We start from the raw sequence: 20,341 nt of genomic DNA on the forward strand, positions 1-20,341 counted from the left end.
ACTTTTTTCTTTATTTCAACTGTGAACATAGTAAAACCCCCTGAGTTAGATTTCTCCAACTCAGGGGGTTCACTTCATTCCCCTACTTAATCACTTTTTTAAATATTCTAATTAATTACATCTTTTATCGCCCAAACGGGGCTCGAACCCGTAATTCCGCCTTGAGAGGGCGACGTCTTAACCAATTTGACCATTGGGCAAAAATACTCTTTTAAGTATAACCCATATAGATTTGATGTCAATGATTTTTATGCCAAATTAAAAATTGAATAAAACAACAATACAGATACAAACCGAGACAGTACAATGCAGCAGCCCACATAACAAAAGATAACCATTTATATTGTAGGAGAACTTTCGTGGTACCTATCAATAACGTTGTGACACACGCAATCAATAATCTAATGTATAACTTTTTTAATTCACGTCTTAGTTTTATTTCCAATACGTTCGCCTCAAACCCATCTATAGAATAATAACTTAATAAAATGTGCAAAACTTTAGCTTAATTTATTCATTTGTACTTTCTCTACATAACACAATCTTTATGTCCTTCATTATAACGTTATGTATCAATTAGAAAAGTAATCATCACTTTTCTTTATCAATAATTAATCATCTTTACTATTTCTTATTGTTTCAACAAAATATTACTATTTTCTATTTGACAAAAGACCGTTATATCGCTAAAATTAGGAAGTTAATTATTCTTGGGTAATAGCCAAACTGGTAAGGCGCCGGACTCTGAATCCGCAATCTGTAGGTTCGATCCCTACTTACCCAATCAAGTGTTTTCATAGAGTTTCATAAGGTTTCATCTAGATTCAACAAACCGTAGTCAAAACCGTAGTCAAAAAAATAAACTGTACGGGCATGTATGTACTGATGCATCTACTTTCTTAAGTAGGTGCTTTTTATTTTCCCTCAACAAACCGTAGTCATTTCATCACATCTAATTAAATCTACTTCCTTTAGGGTGTCTTGAATGTCTTGATAACCTTTTTAATTGCATCCCTTTAGGGGGTCCGAAATGTCCGAATACTTATTTTTGCCTACATATCTAATAAGTCCCAGGGATGAATAGCTGCACCCATATACTAATATTTGCTAACATATTAGGTATAAATGAAGTATCATTTTGACGAGCTTACTAGAGTTTTGATGAGCTTTATAAAGTATTTTATGGCAAGTTTTGGCAGGTTCTAACACTAACCCTATTACTTACTTTAAGAATACCTAAACATCAATTATAGATAAGGTATTATTTATTACACCTTATCCTCGCCGCTTCGCCTTTTAAAATTTTATTCACTGCATTTAACGGAAAAGATATAGAGTCTATATTTGTTGCAACTGCTGTAAAAATTTTATTAATTTTATTAGTTTCTTGATCTATCAATTCTATATTTTCTTCTTTATTTTTCAATAACCATTTTACTGCCATAGTAAGTTCATCGTATGTTTTCATTAAATCACTCCAAAGTGTAGCAATATTATCTTGATAGGTATCACATTTTTTTGATAATTCGGGTACATAGCTAACGTATGTTTCAAAATAAATTACATATTCATTCTTCAAATTAGTAATTTCATTCAATTTTTCTTTATTAATTTTTGTACCCAAATTACGAATATCATCTATTGTTTCTAATGTACCCTTAGAGAAAATATCTTTTTTCATTAAAATAATATTGGCGGTAAATCTATTATTAATAGAAATTAATCTAGATATGTTCTTAATATCTTCTACAGCAAGGGCATTACTTAACTCATTTTTTCTTTGCTCTTTTAACTGAAACTTTGTATTTATATATGCAAACATAGCTGCACCACCAATACCTATGAAAGAACCTATATAACCTCCCCAAAATCCAAGCCACCCATCACTCGAACCTACTCCTGGAACAATGCCAATAAAAATATTGATGACCCAAGGGATGATAACAGTCACTATCAATATTACTAGTAAAATGAACCATTTATATTTTTTTATAAACCCCCATATTTTACTCACTGCATTACCTCCAAATATCTTATTTACCTCTATATTAAACAATAAAAAACAGGTAAACAATACCTGTCCCAACTCTATGAAATACTATGAAACTCTACGTAACTTAAAAGGTTTATTTTAATGATCACTAGTTACTCAAAAATCACTAAATGATGATTTAACTCACACTAAACTTTTTCACACTTTGAATCTGGCTACCGTTTGTACTTCCAACCGTATCATTCATGATGGATCATTTTAGATAGTATAGTTTATTTCTTTAGCTTTTTAAATGTTTGCACTTTCGTCAACACTATTAGTGTATATACTTTTTAGCTACTATGCTAAGAAATTCATTAATTTTGCTTTTCTAAATTTTAGCTAATATTCTAAGGCCCGGTATTTATCTGAAGATTCCCAGTTCCATATTTCATTTTTTACAAAAAAAGCACTCACGTTTGTGAATGCATTAATGAACCATTATGGAATATCACTATAAAGTATTATATTTATTTAACGGTTTAGCGTAAAGTTTTCTGTATCTATGTCTGGTCTAGTCGAATAGCGTGAGATAGTTTTAAGTGAAACGGTTGTTTTGTTATGATCAGGCACTAGGTAATATTTTTCTCGAAGACTTGCACCCGTGTACACCAACTCTATTTCCCAACCACCATTTCCATAGGGTACGTATCCTCCCAACGCTGCAGGAATATCATCATTATTATTAATTTTAGTTATAGTACTTTTACTTCTATCTGTTATTATCAAGTTAAAATTGCCGTAATTATCATTTGAATTTTCATGTTTGATAATCAGTTTAATCGCTTCATCAATTGATATTGATAGCCCATCACTGGATTGTTGTGTATCATCACTAGCATTGATGATAACGTTATTCACTAGAGTATTTCGACTACCATCAGTTAACTTTTGATTTACATAAGTAGCTATTGTCGACATACCAACTTTTTGTAGTTCATTATCTGCATTGTCATAATAAGCTACAGTATTATGTACATCCCCCAGTAATCTATAATATGGATTATCACCTTTTTGAATATAATACTTAACTGTACTTGAATTAGGTGTTTTAATTGAAACATTGAACCCATCTGCTATTTTATCCGTTAAACCATTCCAAAAACGATTTGCACCATAATAAGCGATTGCTACAGCTGACTGTTTAGGATGGTCTTTCATCTGCTGAACTGTCAGAGTTCCTACATTCCTACTTGCCTGTTTTTTCGTTTCCTGTAATTTACTTTTTTCTTTTTTTAACGATGAAACTTCTCTACTCATTGAACTAGCTATTTTCTTTGAACTTGCTTGTGATTTACTAGAATCAATAGAAGATGATTCATCCTTTTTTGAATTGCTGCTCCCACACGCAGTTAATGATAATAACATCATTGCTATCCCACACGTTACCAATACCTTTTTCATTTTGAAACTCCCCTAAAATTTATTTACCTTTAAATTAAACACTAAAAATGATAGGTAATCAATATTCGTATTCACCTTATGCACTTTTATAAAACTCTGTACAACATAATCTATATTTTCATACTAATAGTCGCAGGTTTTGTTAGATTTTTAACCATTCAAAGATATTTTATACTAAGTTTGTTCAGCCCCAAATGCCGCAATAACCCGTACGACATTTTCTATTTTGGCGTACAAAAAAACATCCACAGTATGGATGTTTCAATTAACCATTATATTTTATTTTGAGTTTGCTGTGCGTCTATTGCATCTTTGGCAGTCGTTTCTAATGCAAACTCATAAGTAAGCTTTGTTCCATTAGATTGTTTTTCTATCCATTCTCCATATGTTATATGTGATCCCTTTATTGTGTAAGGTATGCGATGTGAACCAGATTCACCCCTCATTATAATAAACTTATCGGTTATCTTATACGTATAATTATAGGCTCTATCTTTTCCCAGCTGTGTACGAACCACTGTATCACTTTTTGCGTAACCTAGAGTAATTAAATCAAAAAGGGAGTGCCGTGGAGCAGTACCATCTTCCATAGCTTTACTGATGTCCTCACCATTATATTTGATTGGAGCAAAACTAAATCCTTTTTTTAATTCATTTCTCACAAGATTAGCTGCCTTAGATGACCTTTCAGCTACCATACTTGATTCTTTGGCAGCTGATTCTGATGATGCTTTACTTTCAGAAGATACTTTTGCTTTTTTTATAGACTCTTTCTTATTTGATTCACTTTTTGATTTCTGCAAACTAGATGATTTTACCTCAGATGATGACGATTCCTTACTTGCACTATTGCTGTTCCCACATGCAACTAATAATAATGCAACCATTGTTGAAGCACATAATACGACTACCCTTTTCATTATCCAACACCCCTTTATTTTTATACACTCACATATTAAACACTAAAAAAAGCAGGTAAACAATACCTACCTCCTTTGTATGTACACTCTAAATACTTCAATAAAGTAATAAAGGGTTATATTTTAAAGTTTCTAACATTCATACCCGCTATTAATTTTTAATGCTATATATATTTTTAATTGACGAAGGCTACCAACAAATTCTGCTGGTAGCCTTCTCACTGAATATTTATATTTAATTTTGAGTTAATTAATTTTAAAATAAGTTACTAATTCTACTTCTAAACGATGTAACCCTACCTACTTTACATCCTTGCAACTCCTTGGTTGCGCCAGCGTGAATAAATGAATAGAAATCATCAAACTGAATAATTTATACTAAGAATATTAATATTGAGCTACTATAACCTTAACATGTTTTTGTTTATTGTCAATTTTTCCGAATGATTTATATAGTATTTTCTCATTTTATGTTCTATTTATGATATACTAAATGAGATATTTTAATGATGGTACTTAAATTAATAAAGTGACAGCAACTTAAATCCCCGATTCAATTCTGTCTCCTTCATTTTGAATACACTATAATAATAGTTTGGAGGTTTATACACTATGTTAAGTAAGACAAAAAAATTCTTAAGAGCAAACAAAATTTATTACGATAAAGAACATCTCAATCCATTAATGGTTCCAGATCGTATTTACGTACTTAATTTTGGCTTAGATGAGGATGATCTCAATAATAGATTTATCGTTGAATACACGTATACTTGGACTGGTCGAATCAAAATTAATAAAATTACGATTCGACTTCATAATCAAGTTAGCCCACATGAATTTCGTAATGAAACAGAATTACTGCATTATCTTAAAAAACACACTAAATCGAGCAAATAACATTTGCATTAATCGTCATTAGATGTTATATTAAACTTATGTATTTATGGTTCGGTTATTTAAAGGTGATTTGTTTCATTTATGAACACACTTCTTTTTAATAGTTCAATCAACAAATGCAAAATATATTAGTGCTTACAGCACATGGAGGTTTCATATTATGGAACAAGGTACAGTAAAATGGTTTAATGCAGATAAAGGTTTTGGTTTTATTACTCGCGAATCTGGCGACGACGTTTTCGTTCATTTCTCAGCTATCCAAGGTGACGGTTTTAAATCACTTGACGAAGGCCAAGCAGTTACTTTCGATGTTGAAGATTCTGATCGTGGACCACAAGCAACTAACGTTGTTAAAGCTTAATTATAAGCCTTTGAAACTTACCTTCGGGTAGGTTTTTTTTTTGCAATAATAACCGTATACCCTCTCATCAGCTGCTGTTGTATGACTGTATTTTTAAATTAAATAATTATTTATCATCCGGTTCCTACTATGCACTTTAGGTTACGTTCAAAATCAACTTTAAATTTATCAATATAAAAAATGCCTCATAATTATTAGACGTAGGTCTAACGATTATGAGGCATTTTTAAGTCACACTGTCTTTCAATATCATAATTCATCAACAACAATTAACTTAGAACTATTTTCATTTAAAATGCGTTGCTGTTTACATATCCTTGCCACTTACCATTTGCATTGTATATCGAGTAATATTTATTGCCATTAATTGAATAAGCATATTTTACTGTATATTTCGTACCTGAGTTAGCTATAGTTGACCCTTTTTTTACCGTCCAATTAAAATTACCCCAGATATCATAGCTTCTTTTAACAGAGACAATTTTATTGTATTTAGTATAAATATGGCTAGTTGCTTTATTATTCACATAACCCATCCATTTACCGGCATCGTTATAAAGTGAGTAGTAAATATTTCCGTTTCCTGTAGTATATCTGTATCTAACGTTATATGTTTGACCATAGTAATTACTAGAAGTACTTTTTTTAGATGACCACAAGAAATTACCCCAGACATTATAACCTTTATCGCTAATTTTGACCTTTGCCTTTAATGATTTAGCTACTAAGGTATTCGTAGCATTACTGTTAACATAGCCTTTCCAAACATTATTACCATTATATAGTGAGTAATACGTATTACCATTAATCTTATACGCATATTTAGCATTGTATGTCTGTCCGGAGTTAGTAACTGTAGATCCTTTTTTACTTGTCCAATTAAAATTACCCCAGATAGTATAGCTATTTTTAACAGAAACAATCTTATCATATGATGAATAAACTAAATTTGAAGCATTACTATTCATATAACCTAACCATGTACCTGCATTATTATAAAGTGAATAATAGACGTTACCATTACCCAATGTATATCTGTATCTGACATTTAAGTTTTGACCATAATAATTAGCTGTTGTTCCTTTTGCTGACGTATAGAAAAAATTACTCCAGATAGTATAATCACGTTTAGTAATTTTAGCGGTTGCTTTAAATTCTTTAGCTGAAGCAACCTCCATTGCGTTACTATTTACATATCCAGCCCATTTGCCTTTACTATCGTACAATGAGTAATATTTGTTACCATTACTGTGATTATAGTAATATTTTGCGCTATAAACTTTTCCAATTTTTCCAGTTGTCGTATTTTTAACTTTATTCCAACTAAAATTACCCCAAACATTATATCCAGATTTTTTAATTGAAACTAATTCATTATAACTTTGTGCTTTCCCAGCTGCGTTCGTGGGTGGTGTACTTTCTGTTGGTTTGTTATCTGTTGATGCACTTAAAAACCAATCAGCATTTTTACCAGACATGATACTTGCATCAATGTTTCCAACCCCTGATAAACCATGATTTGTAAAGTTACTTGTATATTGCCATAACGAATGACTTGTTTCCATTGGCTCATTACTTTGGTATGCAGCTAACCAAAAACCATCATATGCGTTAACAGCCGTACTGGCATATGTTTTCATAAAACTAGCATAAGAGTAAAGTATAATTTTACGATTACCTACATATTTAGCCATCTCATCAGCCCAGGCTTTTGTTGTGGCGTTAGTATTTGCTTTGCTAGCATTCGTAACCGTTTGATCTTCATAATCATTGACAAAGAACTTAGCATCCTTGGCACGGTTATATAAGTCTTTCGCTTCTACTCTAGCATCAGCAACATTTTCATATTGGCTAAATGAATAAACACCATATGGAATATTATATTTCTTCATCATCGCAATATTATGATCAATCACTAAATCTTTACGATTTGACCCATATTGAACACGTAAAATAATAAATTTAAAATTTTTCTTTAATACTTTAGCTTGTGCATCTGTAAATGATCCTTGAAATTCTGATAAATCAGGAATTGAATTATCGCGATTTGTAGCCGATTTACTCAATAAAGATGCTGATTTAACTAATGATTCAGGTACATTTGACCCCATCACACCTTCAGGCTTCGAAGTATTAGCCGAGGCCTGATATGCTCCGATACCAATACCTACTATCACACTAGATAAAAATAATACATATTTCGTCATTCTTTTCAAAATAGAAACCGCCCTTTTATTTTTTGTTTAATAACCATATTCTAGCATAATTTATAAGTCAAAAAGATTAAGATTAGAAAAAAAGACCTTCAATAAAAAAATAATAGACGTTTTATAAGCGTCTATTATTTAATTAAGATACTTTTTAAACCACTTAACACAGTATTTTTCTCGTTCAATTGCATGATCTAAAATCAAATAATGACCATATTGTTTGTTGATTTCTTCTTCTGAGAAAAAAATTAATTTCATTCTTCCTTCAAGATGATCTAATTTTACTTGATGTAACTGTAATTGCTCAATTAATCTTTGCTGTAATTGAACGTCATCTTTATTTTTAATAAAATAAAGTTTCAAAATAAATTCGTCTTTAATCGGTTTTAATTCCCCACTATCTGATACTAACCAATCCATTAAAACTTTTTTACCTTGTGATGTAATAGAATATATTTTCTTTTCTAACTTAGTACCTGCTATTTCAATTTCATGCGTAATGTATCCATCTTTTTCCATTATTTTAAGAGCAGGATAAATTTGACTATGTCCTGCTTGCCAAAATTCTCCAATATCAGTCGTAAATGCTTTAGTTATATCGTACCCCGATAATGGTTCTTGATTCAATAATCCTAAAATAATATATTGTAATTTATTTTTTTTTGCCATTTTTCCCCTTAACTTGACTTTTAATACTTATCAGTATACTATAATCAAGTAAACAAAAACATGTAAACTTTTACATGTATAAATAAACACTTTAAAGGAGAACAAAAATTATGACAAATACAGAAAAAAAGTTTAAAACATTAGATGATTTCTTAGGTACACATTTTGTATATACTTACGATAACGGTTGGGAATATGAATGGTACGCTAAAAATGATCATACTGTTGACTACCGTATCCATGGTGGTATGGTTGCTGGACGTTGGGTAACTGATCAAGAAGCTCACATCGTTATGCTTACTGAAGGTATTTATAAAATTGCTTGGACAGAACCTACAGGTACTGATGTCGCTCTAGATTTCTTACCTAACGAAATGAAAATTAACGGAACAATCTTCTTCCCTAAATGGGTTCAAGAACATCCTGAAATTACAGTTACTTACCAAAATGACCATATCGATTTGATGGAAGAATCTCGTGAAAAATACGAAACATATCCTAAAATGGTTGTCCCAGAATTTGCTACAATCACTTACATCGGTGATGCCGGTCAAAATAACGAAGATGTTATCAATGAAGAACCTTATGTTGGTATGCCAGATGATATTCGTAATGGTAAATATTATGACGAAAATTACAAAATGATCAAAAAGAACTAATTTATTCCAAATAAAAATCGTCTGAACTTTTAAAAGTTCAGACGATTTTTATTTTATAACTTTTTTATCTTAAAGACGTGCATTTAATTCTTTTGAAAGGTCTTCGAAGCCAGGTTTACCAAGTAAGGCAAACATGTTCTTTTTGTATGCTTCAACACCTGGTTGGTTAAATGGGTTAATTCCATTCAAGTAACCAGATACAGCTACAGCTGCTTCAAAGAAGTAAATTGTATATCCTAATGTGTAAGCGTCTTGTGTAGGAATGTTCAAAATCATGTTAGGAACATTACCATCAGTATGAGCTAAAACAACACCTTGGAAAGCCTTTGTATTAACAAAGTCCATTGTCTTACCTTCTAAGTAGCCTAAGCCATCAAGATCGCCCTCTTCTTCAGGAATAGCAGTATCATTAACGGGAGTTCCCACATTAATTACAGTTTCCATCAAGTTACGACGGCCTTCTTGAATATATTGGCCTAATGAATGTAAATCAGTTGAGAAATTAGCTGAAGATGGGTAAATACCCTTTTGATCTTTACCTTCAGATTCGCCCATCAATTGTTTCCACCATTCTGAGAAATATTGTAAACTTGGTTCGTAGTTTTCTAGAATTTCAGTTGTGTAACCTTTACGGTATAAAATATTACGTAAAGCTGCGTATTGATATGCTTCATTTTTTGTTAAATCAGCATCTGAATATTCAACACGTGCGTCTTCAGCACCTTGCATCAAGGCATCAATATCAGCACCTGAAGCAGCAATTGGTAATAAACCAACAGCAGTAAGAACTGAGAAACGGCCACCAACGTCATCAGGAATAACAAATGCTTCATAGCCTTCAGAATCAGCTTCAACTTTTAAGGCACCAACTTTACGATCAGTTGTAGCGTAGATACGTGAGTTAGCTTCTTCTTTACCATATTTTGCGATTAATTTTTCTTTGAAAACACGGAAAGCAATTGAAGGTTCTGTTGTTGTACCTGATTTAGAAATAATATTAACTGAGAAATCACGATCACCAATTAAATCTACTAAATCATGTACGTATGAAGGACTAATTGAATTTCCAGCAAATAAGATTTGAGGTGCATTTCTTTTTTCAGCTGGTAATAAGTTATAGAATGTATGGTTTAAGAATTCAATAGCTGCGCGAGCACCTAAATATGAACCACCAATACCGATAACGACTAAAACTTCTGAATTAGATTGAATTTTTTTAGCTGCTGTTTTAATACGAGCGAATTCTTCTTTATCGTAGTCTTTAGGTAAATCTAAAAATCCACGGAAATCACTACCTGCCCCTGTACCGTTGCGTAATTCACTATCTGCTGCAGTAACAAGTGCTTGCATTTCGCCAAGTTCATTGTCTTGGACGAATTTTGATAAGTTAGAACTATCGAATGAAATATGTGCCATTTTAATTATCTCCCTCATATTCTTTATTTAACAACTTACATTATACAATACTTAGTAGAAAATATAACAGTCAAACAGAACTTTAATTACAAATTCCGTTATTTTTTTTGTTTACTATGAGAATATCCGTAACCGTAATAAGCAACTAATCCTATAATAATCCAAATTAGAAAGGCAACCCAGATATTAATCGGTAACTGAATCATCAAATAGACTGAAATAATTATAGACAAGATTGGTAACAATGGTACAAATGGAACTCTAAATTGGCCTTTACTAGGTTCACCAAATTGTTTCCTTAAACTTATTAATGCCAAAGCCAAAATAACAAGTACGGTTAACGTTACAATATTAGTCAATTTGGCTAAACTTTCAATAGACACTAACCCACTTGCAATCGCAATAAAAATACCGACTGTCCATGATGCTGCTTTGGGCGCATTCGTCTTATCGCTAATTTTTGCTAAGTATTGGGGCAATAATCCGTCTCTCGCCTCCGAATAAATCATTCTCGATAAACCATAGGCTAATGCAATTAAGACGCTTAGAAGCGTTATTATTGCACCTACCGAGATTATATTTCCAATAATACTCTGATTTACAAATCGCATCGCAAATGCAACTGGATCACTAACATTTAATTGTGTATACGGGACAATTCCGGTTAATACTAACGTAACAATAATATAAAAAATAGCAGAAATACTTATCGCACCAATAATTCCTTTTGGAATTGTCTTTTGCGGATCAATTACTTCGTCTGATGCCATCGCAATAGATTCAAACCCTAAAAAGGCAAAAAATACTAATGCGGCCCCACTCATTACCCCACTTGTACCAAATGGCATAAAGGGTTGCCAGTTACCAGGTTTAATGTAAAAAACACCCACTACTATAAATAAAAGAATAATCGCAAATTTTACAAATACCATTATTTTGCTTAAACGTAGTGCCTTTTTTGCTTCAAATGTTGTTAACCATGTAACGACTAACGTAATTATAACAGCAATAATATCGATATATGACCCTCTTGCTGCATTATACGATGCACTCAGCGCAACAGGCAGGTGGATATTAAGCCCTATCAAGAACCCCTGCATATACGCAGACCAACCTGAGGCAACAGAAGCCCCCGCTAGAATATATTCACAAATGGTAAACCAACTAACGAACCAGGCTATAAACTCACCAAAAATAACATAAACATAATTATACGAACCACCAGAAACTGGTATTCTTGATGAAAATTCTGCATAAGAAAAGCCGTTCATTATAACTGCAATTGCGGCAATAATAAACGACAAAATAAGGGCAGGACCAGCCTCTTGACTGGCAGCATTCCCCGTAACAACGAAAATACCTGTACCAACTGTTGCGCCTAACCCTAAAAGAATGAGATCACCGGTTTTAAGGGTTCTTTTTAATTTACTAACATGATGAGTTGTCGCAAATTCTTTTTTCCTTAAATCCATCGATTAACACTCCTTCACCATTTTATAAAGTTTTCATAATTCCTAACATAATAACACCTAAAATAACAAATATTGATCCAAGTGTGACATAAATCATCTCATGCTTAGTCTTCTTTTCTCCTAATAAGTAGATACTACCGAATGTTGAAATAACCACTCCCATTTGAGAAAATGAAAAACTAACAGCTTGACCTAATTTAGGAATTGATAAGAACATAAAGATGTTACCAGCGCCCCAAATAAGTCCCGTTAATACATTTTTAAAAGTTGATGAGTGCATAATAACTTCATTTGCAATAAGCGCAACAAATCCAGCACCTATAACCATACCAACAGCTTGTGGCAAGATTGTTGCCATTGTAAATGCACGTGATTCATCAGCAGTCATGCCCACTGTTGCATAATGAACAACAATTGTATAACCTACGTAACCAATTGTTGACAAAATAATAGCACGTACACCAGCAGCAGTATTCTCATTTTTTTCTGAATCAGATAGAACTGAATTTTTTTTATCTCTCAATGATGTCAAAGCAGCACCAGCAATAATAACGATCATCGCTATAGTACCAATCACAACCATTTGAGTTGTCTTCCATTCATTAAACAGTATGACACCTGCCAACGCATTACCAGCTAACTGTAAGCCTGTTGAAACAGGAACTGTTTTTGAGATTCCGATTGCTTTCATAGCATGGAATTGTTGATTTTGACCTAAACTCCAAAATAAACCAGAAACGATACCAATAATCCAGACTTTTGTGTCCATTTCTGGTTGATAAATACCATAAATGGCAATTCCAAAAATCAAGGCACCCCATGTCATACCAACTGTTTGTTGGTTGGCAGTTCCGCCAAGTTTTCCACTTATAAGTCCAATACTACCCCATGCAATTGCAGGGATTACTGCCATTAAGATAATCATAATTAATTAAATCCTCTACTCTCTCTCTTTTATTCTTTTTTCGCGATTTAACTATTTTAGCAGTAAAGTAACCGTATTTACAACCCTTAAAACAAAAATTTGATGATAGCTTTAGCAACATTTGAAACGGGTTACATTCGAAATCCATCAAAAACACTCATAAACGTTTAATTACAAGCATTTTGTTTTTATGAATTTTTTATATTTTACGAAAAAAAACAATCCTATTTAATAATAAATAGGATTGTTTTTTAATTAATCAACTTTAATAACTAACGTTTTTAAATAATTACCTTGACGATATTCCTTGTTTGTTACAAAGTCACTTGATAAACGGAATGTTTCAAGTAATGTAAATGAACGATTCTTATTAGCAAAAGCTTCTGTGATTTGTTCTTTTAATTTTTTGAGCGTCAATCCTGCCGAATTAGTTGAGAACATGATAACACCATCTTTTTGTGTAATATCAATAGCATCTTCAGCAAGTTGAACATAATCTTTTTGAACTGAGAATGTTCTTTTCTTTGAACGTACAAAACTTGGTGGATCCAAAATAACTAAATCATAGTTAATATGGTGTTTCTTTGCATAATCTAAATAGCCGAAAACATCCATTCCACGAATTTCTTGTTTTTCAGGATCAATATTATTAAGTACAAATTGTTCTTTTGTACGATCAATATTTTTATTATTCACATCTACACTAACTGTTTTAAGTGCGCCACCTACTGATGCAGCAACTGATGTTGCACCTGTATTACTAAATCCGTTAAACACAAGTTTTCCTTCAGCATATTTATTCATAATTGCTTTACGCATTTCACGTTGTTCTAAGAAAAGTCCTGTCGTTGTTTCATTAAGATATGCAGCAAATTGAAGGCCATTTTCTTGAACAATAAGTGGCGTAGGTGCATCTTTTCCACGAACTTTGAATGTTGATGGTTCACCCTTTGTATCGTAACGAAGATTAGCATAAATACCTTTATAACTTGTAACTGCATCAGAAAATGCACTATAAATCATATCTTTGTGTTGGTAAAGACCTAAGCTATACCAAGTAAATACATAATAATCGTCGTAATAATCAATTGTTAATCCACCGATACCTTCACCTTCACCGTTAAAGAAACGAAAGGCATTCGTCTCCTTATTAGTAAATAATGATTTACGGTTCATTCGAGCGTTATTAAATAATTTTGAGAAAAAATCTTCATCAATACGTGATTCTTCATTTCGTGAAAAAATCCAGCCATCCCCACGATTTTGTTCTGCAAAATAACCATAAGCGACAAATTGATTATGTAGCGTTAATGCAACCCATTCTCCTTCTTTAAAATCACGAGTTGTTTGTAAATCTTCCTTATCAATTAATGGGTATCCATTTTTAAACTTTTTTGCTGCATGTGAAATAATTTCTACTTTTCTCAATGACTAGCACTCCTTCTATTTTTTAACGTCTTTTTTATTTAATATTTGATTTAAGATAAGATATAGCCCACAGCCTATCAATGTACCCAATGAATTAAAAATGATATCATCTATATCACTAACTCCGGATCCTAGTACAAACTGTCCACATTCAATAGCGATTGATAAACAAATACCAACCAACATTGTTTTTACTAGAGAATACTTTTTAAATTGCTTTAGACTGGGTAAAATAATTCCTAACGGAACAAACCAAAGAATGTTACCATATAGATTATACACGAAATCGAACAAAGATTGTCCATTTGTCAGTTTAATTGTTTCAATTAACGGTGTCCAATTGATAGAATGAAAATTATAGGTTGAATTCAATCGGATATCCCATGGGAAATAGACATATCTAAATACCGTCAATTCAACTAATAAAACGAGGTACGCAACTAATAATAGCCTTACAAATTCTGTTCTGAAGTTTATTTTTTTCTTTTGATACAACCCTATACTTACTCGAATAACAAGATACACGATTAAGTAAAAAATTGTTTTATCAACACTTAAAAAAATAAGATGGATTAATGGAAAGTGGTTAATACCTTGTGAGTAATGATGTAAAACGTATTCATATAATTTTGATAAAAATAACATTCTTTCAACCTCACCTTCCATCTTCTCCTATATTAACAAATAAAAACATGATATTTTAGTATGTACCATTATTTTTCATGTAAATTTAATAAGTTAAAAATGCATTAACAAAGCTTAGCATCAATTGACACAAATTTAATATAGACTGTAAACTACAGTTACGATTTTAATTTGATTATACTCGAAAGGACGGTTCAAACCGTGCAGACACTCAAACGATTTAGAACATTTCTAAACACAAAGCTTGGATTTTTCACCCTACTTCTGTTTCTTTTCTGGTTAAAAACAATTACTGCATATCTTATTGATTTTAACCTTGGTGTTTCAGGAATTTATCAATACTTTGTCCTTTTGTTAAATCCACTTGGCACAACCATGCTACTACTCGGACTTGCATTATACATTAAAAAACCAGTTATTTCATATTTGACTATGTTTTTAATTTACATTGCGAACTCAGCATTACTATTTTTTAATGTTATTTATTATCGAGAATTTACTGATTTTATGACAATTAATACAATGTTAGGTTATTCTAAAGTTTCTGAAGGTATTAGTGGCAGCTCTTTTGCTTTAATGAAACCACACGATATTTTTTACGTCATTGACTTAGTGCTTATTATTTGCTTATTCTTAACTCGCTATTTAAAATTTAACACTCGACCATTCAGTAAACTTAACGCGTTTGCAATTACATCATTCTCAATAATGCTAACATTGGCAAGTTTAACATTAGGCGAAATTGACCGACCACAATTAATTACGAGAACGTTTGATCGTAATTATATTGTTAAATACTTAGGAATTGATTCATATACCGTCTACGACAGTTTCAAAACAGTTAAAAACAATCGGGTTCGCGATACTGCTGAAAGTTCTGATTTAAATGATGTCCTTGATTTTACAAAGTCACATTATGCAGCACCTAATCCAAATATGTATGGTATCGCAAAAGGTAAAAATGTTATTGTGCTCCATTTAGAAAGTTTTCAACAATTTTTAATTAACTTTAAGGTGAATGGAAAAGAAGTCACACCCTTCTTAAATTCTCTATACAATGGTAAAGAAACTTATAGTTTTCCTAATTTTTTCAATCAAGTCGGACAAGGTAAAACATCTGATGCTGAGAATCTCTTAGAAACAAGTATCTATGGATTACCTCAAGGATCTGTTTTCACATCTCTTGGATCCGAAAATACATTTGAAGCAGCTCCCGCTATCTTAAATCAAACCGCTGGTTATTCTAGTGCTGTTTTCCACGGTAATATTGGATCATTTTGGAACAGAGATTCCGTTTATAAAAGTATGGGATACCAATACTTCTTTGATTCAAGTTATTATGATACGTCTGCAAATAACACTCTAGAATACGGTCTAAAAGATAAGTTATTATTCAATGATTCAGTTAAATATTTAGAAAAATTACAGCAACCTTTTTATGCAAAATTCATTACCGTGTCAAATCATTTCCCATTTGATATTGATTCAAAAAATAAAGACTTTGAAGTTCCAGATACAGGTGATACGTCTGTTAATAATTACTTCCAAACGGCTCATTATTTAGACGAATCAGTTAAAGAATTTTTCACATACTTAAAAAAATCTGGATTATCTAATAATACAATGGTTGTCCTCTATGGTGACCATTACGGTATTTCAAATTCAAGAAATGTGAAGCTTGCTAAACTTCTTGGTAAATCATCCGAAACATGGAGCTCATTTGATAATACACAATTACAACGTGTTCCATTTATGATTAATATTCCTGGAAGTAAAAATGGTGGCATCCAAAATCAATATGGTGGTGAAGTTGATGTCTTACCTACCCTTCTTCACTTATTAGGCCTAGATTCGTCATCATATGTTCAATTTGGGACAGATTTATTTTCTAAGAATCACGATCAGACAGTTGCGTTTAGAAATGAAAACTTCATTACACCTAATTATACTGTTTTAGATTCTACAATTTATGATAATGTAACAGGTAAAGAAGTTACGCACCCTTCTAAAATTGTTAAGGAAACAATAAAGAAAGATCAGACAAAAGTCAGTACCGAACTAAATTTATCGGATACAGTCAATAATCAAAACTTATTACGTTACTATACACCAAAGAATTTTAAGCCAACGCAACCAAGTGACTATAACTATAAGAATCAATATAGTAAATTACTAAAATTACAAGAAACGCTTAAAAACAATTCGACAAGCCTCTATTCAAAACATGGCAATAAGTCGACAACAACCTTATATCAAACAGATGCTCCTGAATTAAAGGCACCAACTGCAAGTTCTTCTTCAAAAACTGTTACAAGTTCAAGTTCAAGTACCAGTTCAAAATAAACGCTACCGAAAAATAAATTTCGGTAACGTTTATTTTTTTATTCTAAACAACTTCACATAATGTTCATAACTATTATTTAAAATTAGTCATATAGATTAATCGAAGAGGTGTCATTATGTCTTTAATTCTACAATCATTATCTAGTATTTTTTATCATAAGAAACAAACAGTTGGGTTATTTATCATATTTTTTTTCACAATACTAATCGGTCTCTCAAACTTATTATTTAATCAAATTTCATTTGAATCATTTAAAAGTTTTAAAAAAATGCTTGCTCATATTAATGTTAATAGTACATCTAGTTCTAATTTACTTAGTGTCTTAACAGATATTCATAAACAACAAGTCAGCCTAATCTACCCTATTATTATTGGGTTATTGATAGCGGGTATTACTATCAGTATTGTTGTTTATAAAAAAATCATCAACAAGCGTATCAACGAATATCTTAGTTTACACAATATCGGCGAAAGTCAGCCTAAAGTCGCATTTGCATTCGCTCTTGAAGTCCTTATTATCTTTATAGCAGCATTAATTTTAGTGATAATTTTAATTTTCTTCTTTAAAAATAACTATACTTCATTGCTGAGAGAACTAAATATTTATTGGCTAACCCATTCATTAGCTATGCAACTTTCTCCCTCAGAAATATCCTCTGAGTTATTAGAATTACTGTCACATAAATTAACCAATTTTAATGGGAATTTTTTAATTTCCTCTACAAACGTACAATTTAGTACATTAATCTCGCAAGAATCATTCATTAATTCTGCATATCTATTTGCTGGCGGTATAACTATTAGCCTTATTTCATTCCTATCTGTCTTATTCTCTACCCGTAACTCATCTCATTAAATTATAGGAGGCATCACAATGCAACTAAAAAAATACACTAATACAACTCAATCATTAACCTCATTATTCCCTACCCATTCGGTTTCAATCATTTTAGATAAATCATTTGAATTCGTAAATCAACTTGAAAATCAAGACTTTATTAATTCAAATTTAGTTACTTTAATCACAATTGAAGAACTAAGCTTAATAGTTCCTTATCTAACTATCACACAAAATATGGGTTTAACATCTAAGAAACAGCACAAAAAAACATATAAAACTATTTCAAAATTAATTTATGGACAATATTTTCACCACTATTCACCGAATTTTATCAACAAAAAAACGACTGATTTAAGTCACTTTGATGAAACACTTATTTTAATTTTTAGAGCTATCTTAAACGATTATTCGGTGATCATTTTATCAGGCTTAATTGATGAATTTTCAATAATAGAAACAAGATTCTTCATTGATTTAGTCACAGAATTAACCTGCCAATTAGATTTAAGCATTATTATCACAACTAAACAGACAGAGTTACTTACTCAACCGCAAATCATTCCCTTTGCAGAATCTCCTATAATAGAATAAACCCTCATTGCATATGCAATAAGGGTTTATTCCAATTATTTTTTATTCTTGTTGCCAATCTTCTGAGTAATAATAATTATTTAAATGATATTTAGGTTTAACTTGTTTTTGAGTCAGGAATGGGTTCACATAACTATCAACCGCAACCCAACCTTTCCAACCTAAATGAATCGTATCTTCCATGAAGTATTCTTCATTACCATCTTTACTGAAATCAGCAATTTTATTAAATCCTTGGGATTTCAATTGCTTTGTAACCTTACCATCAAAGTTAGCTAGCATCTTCGACGATAGTCCAGTATAACTTGCCCAACGTTGGTTTACAGGTGGAATAATAAACAAGACGTCAGTATGTTCTTTAGCAAACTGATTTAAAATTAATTGGAAATCTGAAAATTCAACAGAATGATCATAATTTAATTTAGTCTGTGTACCTGCAAGCTTACCAATTTTTTTGTTAAGCTTATTTTTATCCCAATAACTATTTTTGATTGCAAAATCATTATTGGTTGTCCATTTAGCACCATATTTACCGGCAAGAATATTTAATTTATTTAAATCATATTTTGCTGGAAGGTTCTTAGTTTGTTTGTCGATAGTCTGTGTTCGATCGGCCATCGGAAAACCTGAGAATAATTGATCTTCATGATTCAAAATCGTTAATTTCAAGCGAAGCATCGTAGCATCCGCTTCAGATAACGACTGTCCTTCAGCAATTTTATGCATTGCATTCAGTACAGATTCATTTCCTTCACCAGACATTAAAGTAATAAATCTGTTGGCAGCATAACGATCTGACAGGCTGTTAGCATTTGCAGATAGTAACCACTCTGTTGTTTGTAATGGTGAATAAAAATTATTAAATACCTGCTTTCTTACACCATTAGGAACAAACCATTGTGGTGATACCACCATAACTGCTTTTTTATTTCTTAATTGATTTTTGATACCTTGTAAATAAAAATAATGATTAAGCGATTGTGTCCCACCAGTTCCCATTAAAAATGGACGATATGAACGATTATATTTTTTCGCTAAAACTGAAGGATGCATCGAATCCATCCGTGAAAATTCGGATGAACCGATAAATGCCACATAACCATCATCTAATGCCTTTTGACGAATAGCAGAGCCCTTTAAAATTAAAGTAGATTGCGATACTGCTGCTTTTTCTTCAGTTTTTGCAGAACTGAAATTATAATTGACTGGTGCAAGTAGTATGGCTAATAGTAATGCAACAGCCAAAACAACAGGCCCAATGATCATGAATAACTTCTTTTTCAATCCCATTTAGATCAAGCTTTCTACTTTTGCAATAATTAAATTTGGTGTTGCCCACTCAGAACGTTCAAACTCTGAAATTGGAATATCAACACCTAATTCATTTTGTAATTCTAAGATTAATTGAATTGAACCCATTGAATCTAATAGGCCTTCATCAAAAACATTTAAATCTAAATTATTTCTAACTTCTGCGCTACCTGTTGTCTCTTCTAATATATCTAAAACTTTATCTTTTGTGTTCAT

The 20,341-nt window shown here is 31.7% G+C and carries 18 protein-coding genes and 2 tRNA genes; 7 read left to right on the forward strand and 13 right to left on the reverse strand.

From position 1 onward, the window contains the following. Positions 1 to 127: 127 nt before the first annotated feature. A tRNA-Glu gene (locus tag AC1RPU_RS07050) sits at positions 128 to 200 on the reverse strand. A gap of 511 nt (positions 201 to 711) precedes the next feature. On the opposite strand from AC1RPU_RS07050, the gene AC1RPU_RS07055 reads away from it, so the two are divergent. Then, positions 712 to 784: transfer RNA gene (locus AC1RPU_RS07055), tRNA-Gln, on the forward strand. A gap of 477 nt (positions 785 to 1,261) precedes the next feature. Here AC1RPU_RS07055 and AC1RPU_RS07060 read toward each other — a convergent pair. The 3 genes from AC1RPU_RS07060 to AC1RPU_RS07070 form a co-directional block, all read right to left on the reverse strand. Beyond that, on the reverse strand, positions 1,262 to 2,014 hold the full coding sequence (locus tag AC1RPU_RS07060) for a hypothetical protein (protein WP_481761916.1): 753 nt from the start codon (positions 2,012 to 2,014) through the stop codon (positions 1,262 to 1,264). Between the two features lie 492 nt (positions 2,015 to 2,506). After that, a complete protein-coding gene (locus tag AC1RPU_RS07065; protein WP_481761917.1) occupies positions 2,507 to 3,436 on the reverse strand; it encodes a hypothetical protein in 930 nt (309 codons plus the stop codon). A gap of 272 nt (positions 3,437 to 3,708) precedes the next feature. After that, on the reverse strand, positions 3,709 to 4,356 hold the full coding sequence (locus AC1RPU_RS07070) for a hypothetical protein (protein ID WP_481761918.1): 648 nt from the start codon (positions 4,354 to 4,356) through the stop codon (positions 3,709 to 3,711). A gap of 612 nt (positions 4,357 to 4,968) precedes the next feature. Between AC1RPU_RS07070 and AC1RPU_RS07075 the strand changes: the two genes are divergently transcribed. Together AC1RPU_RS07075 and AC1RPU_RS07080 are read left to right on the forward strand one after the other, a co-directional pair. Beyond that, a complete protein-coding gene (locus AC1RPU_RS07075) occupies positions 4,969 to 5,253 on the forward strand; it encodes a hypothetical protein (protein WP_481761919.1) in 285 nt (94 codons plus the stop codon). A 160-nt stretch (positions 5,254 to 5,413) separates the two neighbouring features. Then, positions 5,414 to 5,614 (forward strand): cold-shock protein, encoded by a 201-nt coding sequence (locus AC1RPU_RS07080; RefSeq protein WP_057973786.1) that lies wholly within the window; start codon positions 5,414 to 5,416, stop codon positions 5,612 to 5,614. A 290-nt stretch (positions 5,615 to 5,904) separates the two neighbouring features. Here the strand turns inward: AC1RPU_RS07080 and AC1RPU_RS07085 are convergent, their stop codons facing one another. Together AC1RPU_RS07085 and AC1RPU_RS07090 are read right to left on the reverse strand one after the other, a co-directional pair. Next, positions 5,905 to 7,821, reverse strand: a complete 1,917-nt coding sequence (locus tag AC1RPU_RS07085) for a GH25 family lysozyme (RefSeq protein ID WP_481761920.1) — start codon at positions 7,819 to 7,821, stop codon at positions 5,905 to 5,907. A gap of 138 nt (positions 7,822 to 7,959) precedes the next feature. Continuing rightward, positions 7,960 to 8,493 carry a PadR family transcriptional regulator gene (locus AC1RPU_RS07090; protein ID WP_409022286.1) on the reverse strand — a complete coding sequence of 178 codons (534 nt, stop codon included), beginning with the start codon at positions 8,491 to 8,493 and terminating at the stop codon, positions 7,960 to 7,962. A gap of 110 nt (positions 8,494 to 8,603) precedes the next feature. Here AC1RPU_RS07090 and AC1RPU_RS07095 point away from each other — a divergent pair, with 110 nt between their 5' ends. Then, the gene (locus AC1RPU_RS07095; protein ID WP_481761921.1) at positions 8,604 to 9,152 is read left to right on the forward strand and encodes a phenolic acid decarboxylase; all 549 of its coding nucleotides are present in this window, start codon (positions 8,604 to 8,606) and stop codon (positions 9,150 to 9,152) included. Between the two features lie 69 nt (positions 9,153 to 9,221). Here AC1RPU_RS07095 and AC1RPU_RS07100 read toward each other — a convergent pair whose 3' ends face one another. The 5 genes from AC1RPU_RS07100 to AC1RPU_RS07120 form a co-directional block, all read right to left on the reverse strand. After that, positions 9,222 to 10,568, reverse strand: coding sequence for a glucose-6-phosphate isomerase (locus tag AC1RPU_RS07100; protein ID WP_481761922.1), 1,347 nt, complete (start codon positions 10,566 to 10,568; stop codon positions 9,222 to 9,224). A 98-nt stretch (positions 10,569 to 10,666) separates the two neighbouring features. Beyond that, positions 10,667 to 12,040: an amino acid permease gene (locus AC1RPU_RS07105; RefSeq protein ID WP_481761923.1), complete on the reverse strand. Its 1,374-nt coding sequence runs from the start codon at positions 12,038 to 12,040 to the stop codon at positions 10,667 to 10,669. A gap of 22 nt (positions 12,041 to 12,062) precedes the next feature. Then, positions 12,063 to 12,965 (reverse strand): GRP family sugar transporter, encoded by a 903-nt coding sequence (locus AC1RPU_RS07110; RefSeq protein ID WP_409022282.1) that lies wholly within the window; start codon positions 12,963 to 12,965, stop codon positions 12,063 to 12,065. Between the two features lie 255 nt (positions 12,966 to 13,220). Further along, entirely contained in the window at positions 13,221 to 14,393 is a 1,173-nt protein-coding gene (locus AC1RPU_RS07115; RefSeq protein WP_481761924.1) for a class I SAM-dependent rRNA methyltransferase, read from the reverse strand. A gap of 15 nt (positions 14,394 to 14,408) precedes the next feature. After that, complete coding sequence (locus tag AC1RPU_RS07120; RefSeq protein WP_481761925.1) at positions 14,409 to 15,038, reverse strand: VanZ family protein; 630 nt, start codon at positions 15,036 to 15,038, stop codon at positions 14,409 to 14,411. 432 nt (positions 15,039 to 15,470) lie between these two features. Here AC1RPU_RS07120 and AC1RPU_RS07125 point away from each other — a divergent pair, with 432 nt between their 5' ends. From AC1RPU_RS07125 to AC1RPU_RS07135, 3 genes are all read left to right on the forward strand, one after another. Further along, positions 15,471 to 17,381 carry an LTA synthase family protein gene (locus AC1RPU_RS07125; protein ID WP_481761938.1) on the forward strand — a complete coding sequence of 637 codons (1,911 nt, stop codon included), beginning with the start codon at positions 15,471 to 15,473 and terminating at the stop codon, positions 17,379 to 17,381. A 116-nt stretch (positions 17,382 to 17,497) separates the two neighbouring features. Then, entirely contained in the window at positions 17,498 to 18,238 is a 741-nt protein-coding gene (locus AC1RPU_RS07130) for a hypothetical protein (RefSeq protein ID WP_481761926.1), read from the forward strand. 18 nt (positions 18,239 to 18,256) lie between these two features. Continuing rightward, the gene (locus AC1RPU_RS07135) at positions 18,257 to 18,814 is read left to right on the forward strand and encodes a hypothetical protein (protein WP_481761927.1); all 558 of its coding nucleotides are present in this window, start codon (positions 18,257 to 18,259) and stop codon (positions 18,812 to 18,814) included. Positions 18,815 to 18,856: 42 nt separating this feature from the next. Here AC1RPU_RS07135 and dltD read toward each other — a convergent pair whose 3' ends face one another. After that, positions 18,857 to 20,104 carry a D-alanyl-lipoteichoic acid biosynthesis protein DltD gene (dltD, locus tag AC1RPU_RS07140; RefSeq protein ID WP_481762190.1) on the reverse strand — a complete coding sequence of 416 codons (1,248 nt, stop codon included), beginning with the start codon at positions 20,102 to 20,104 and terminating at the stop codon, positions 18,857 to 18,859. After that, entirely contained in the window at positions 20,105 to 20,341 is a 237-nt protein-coding gene (dltC, locus tag AC1RPU_RS07145; protein ID WP_481761929.1) for a D-alanine--poly(phosphoribitol) ligase subunit DltC, read from the reverse strand.

The sequence above is a fragment of the Dellaglioa sp. CoH-55-MRSF-7 genome, assembly GCF_056782235.1.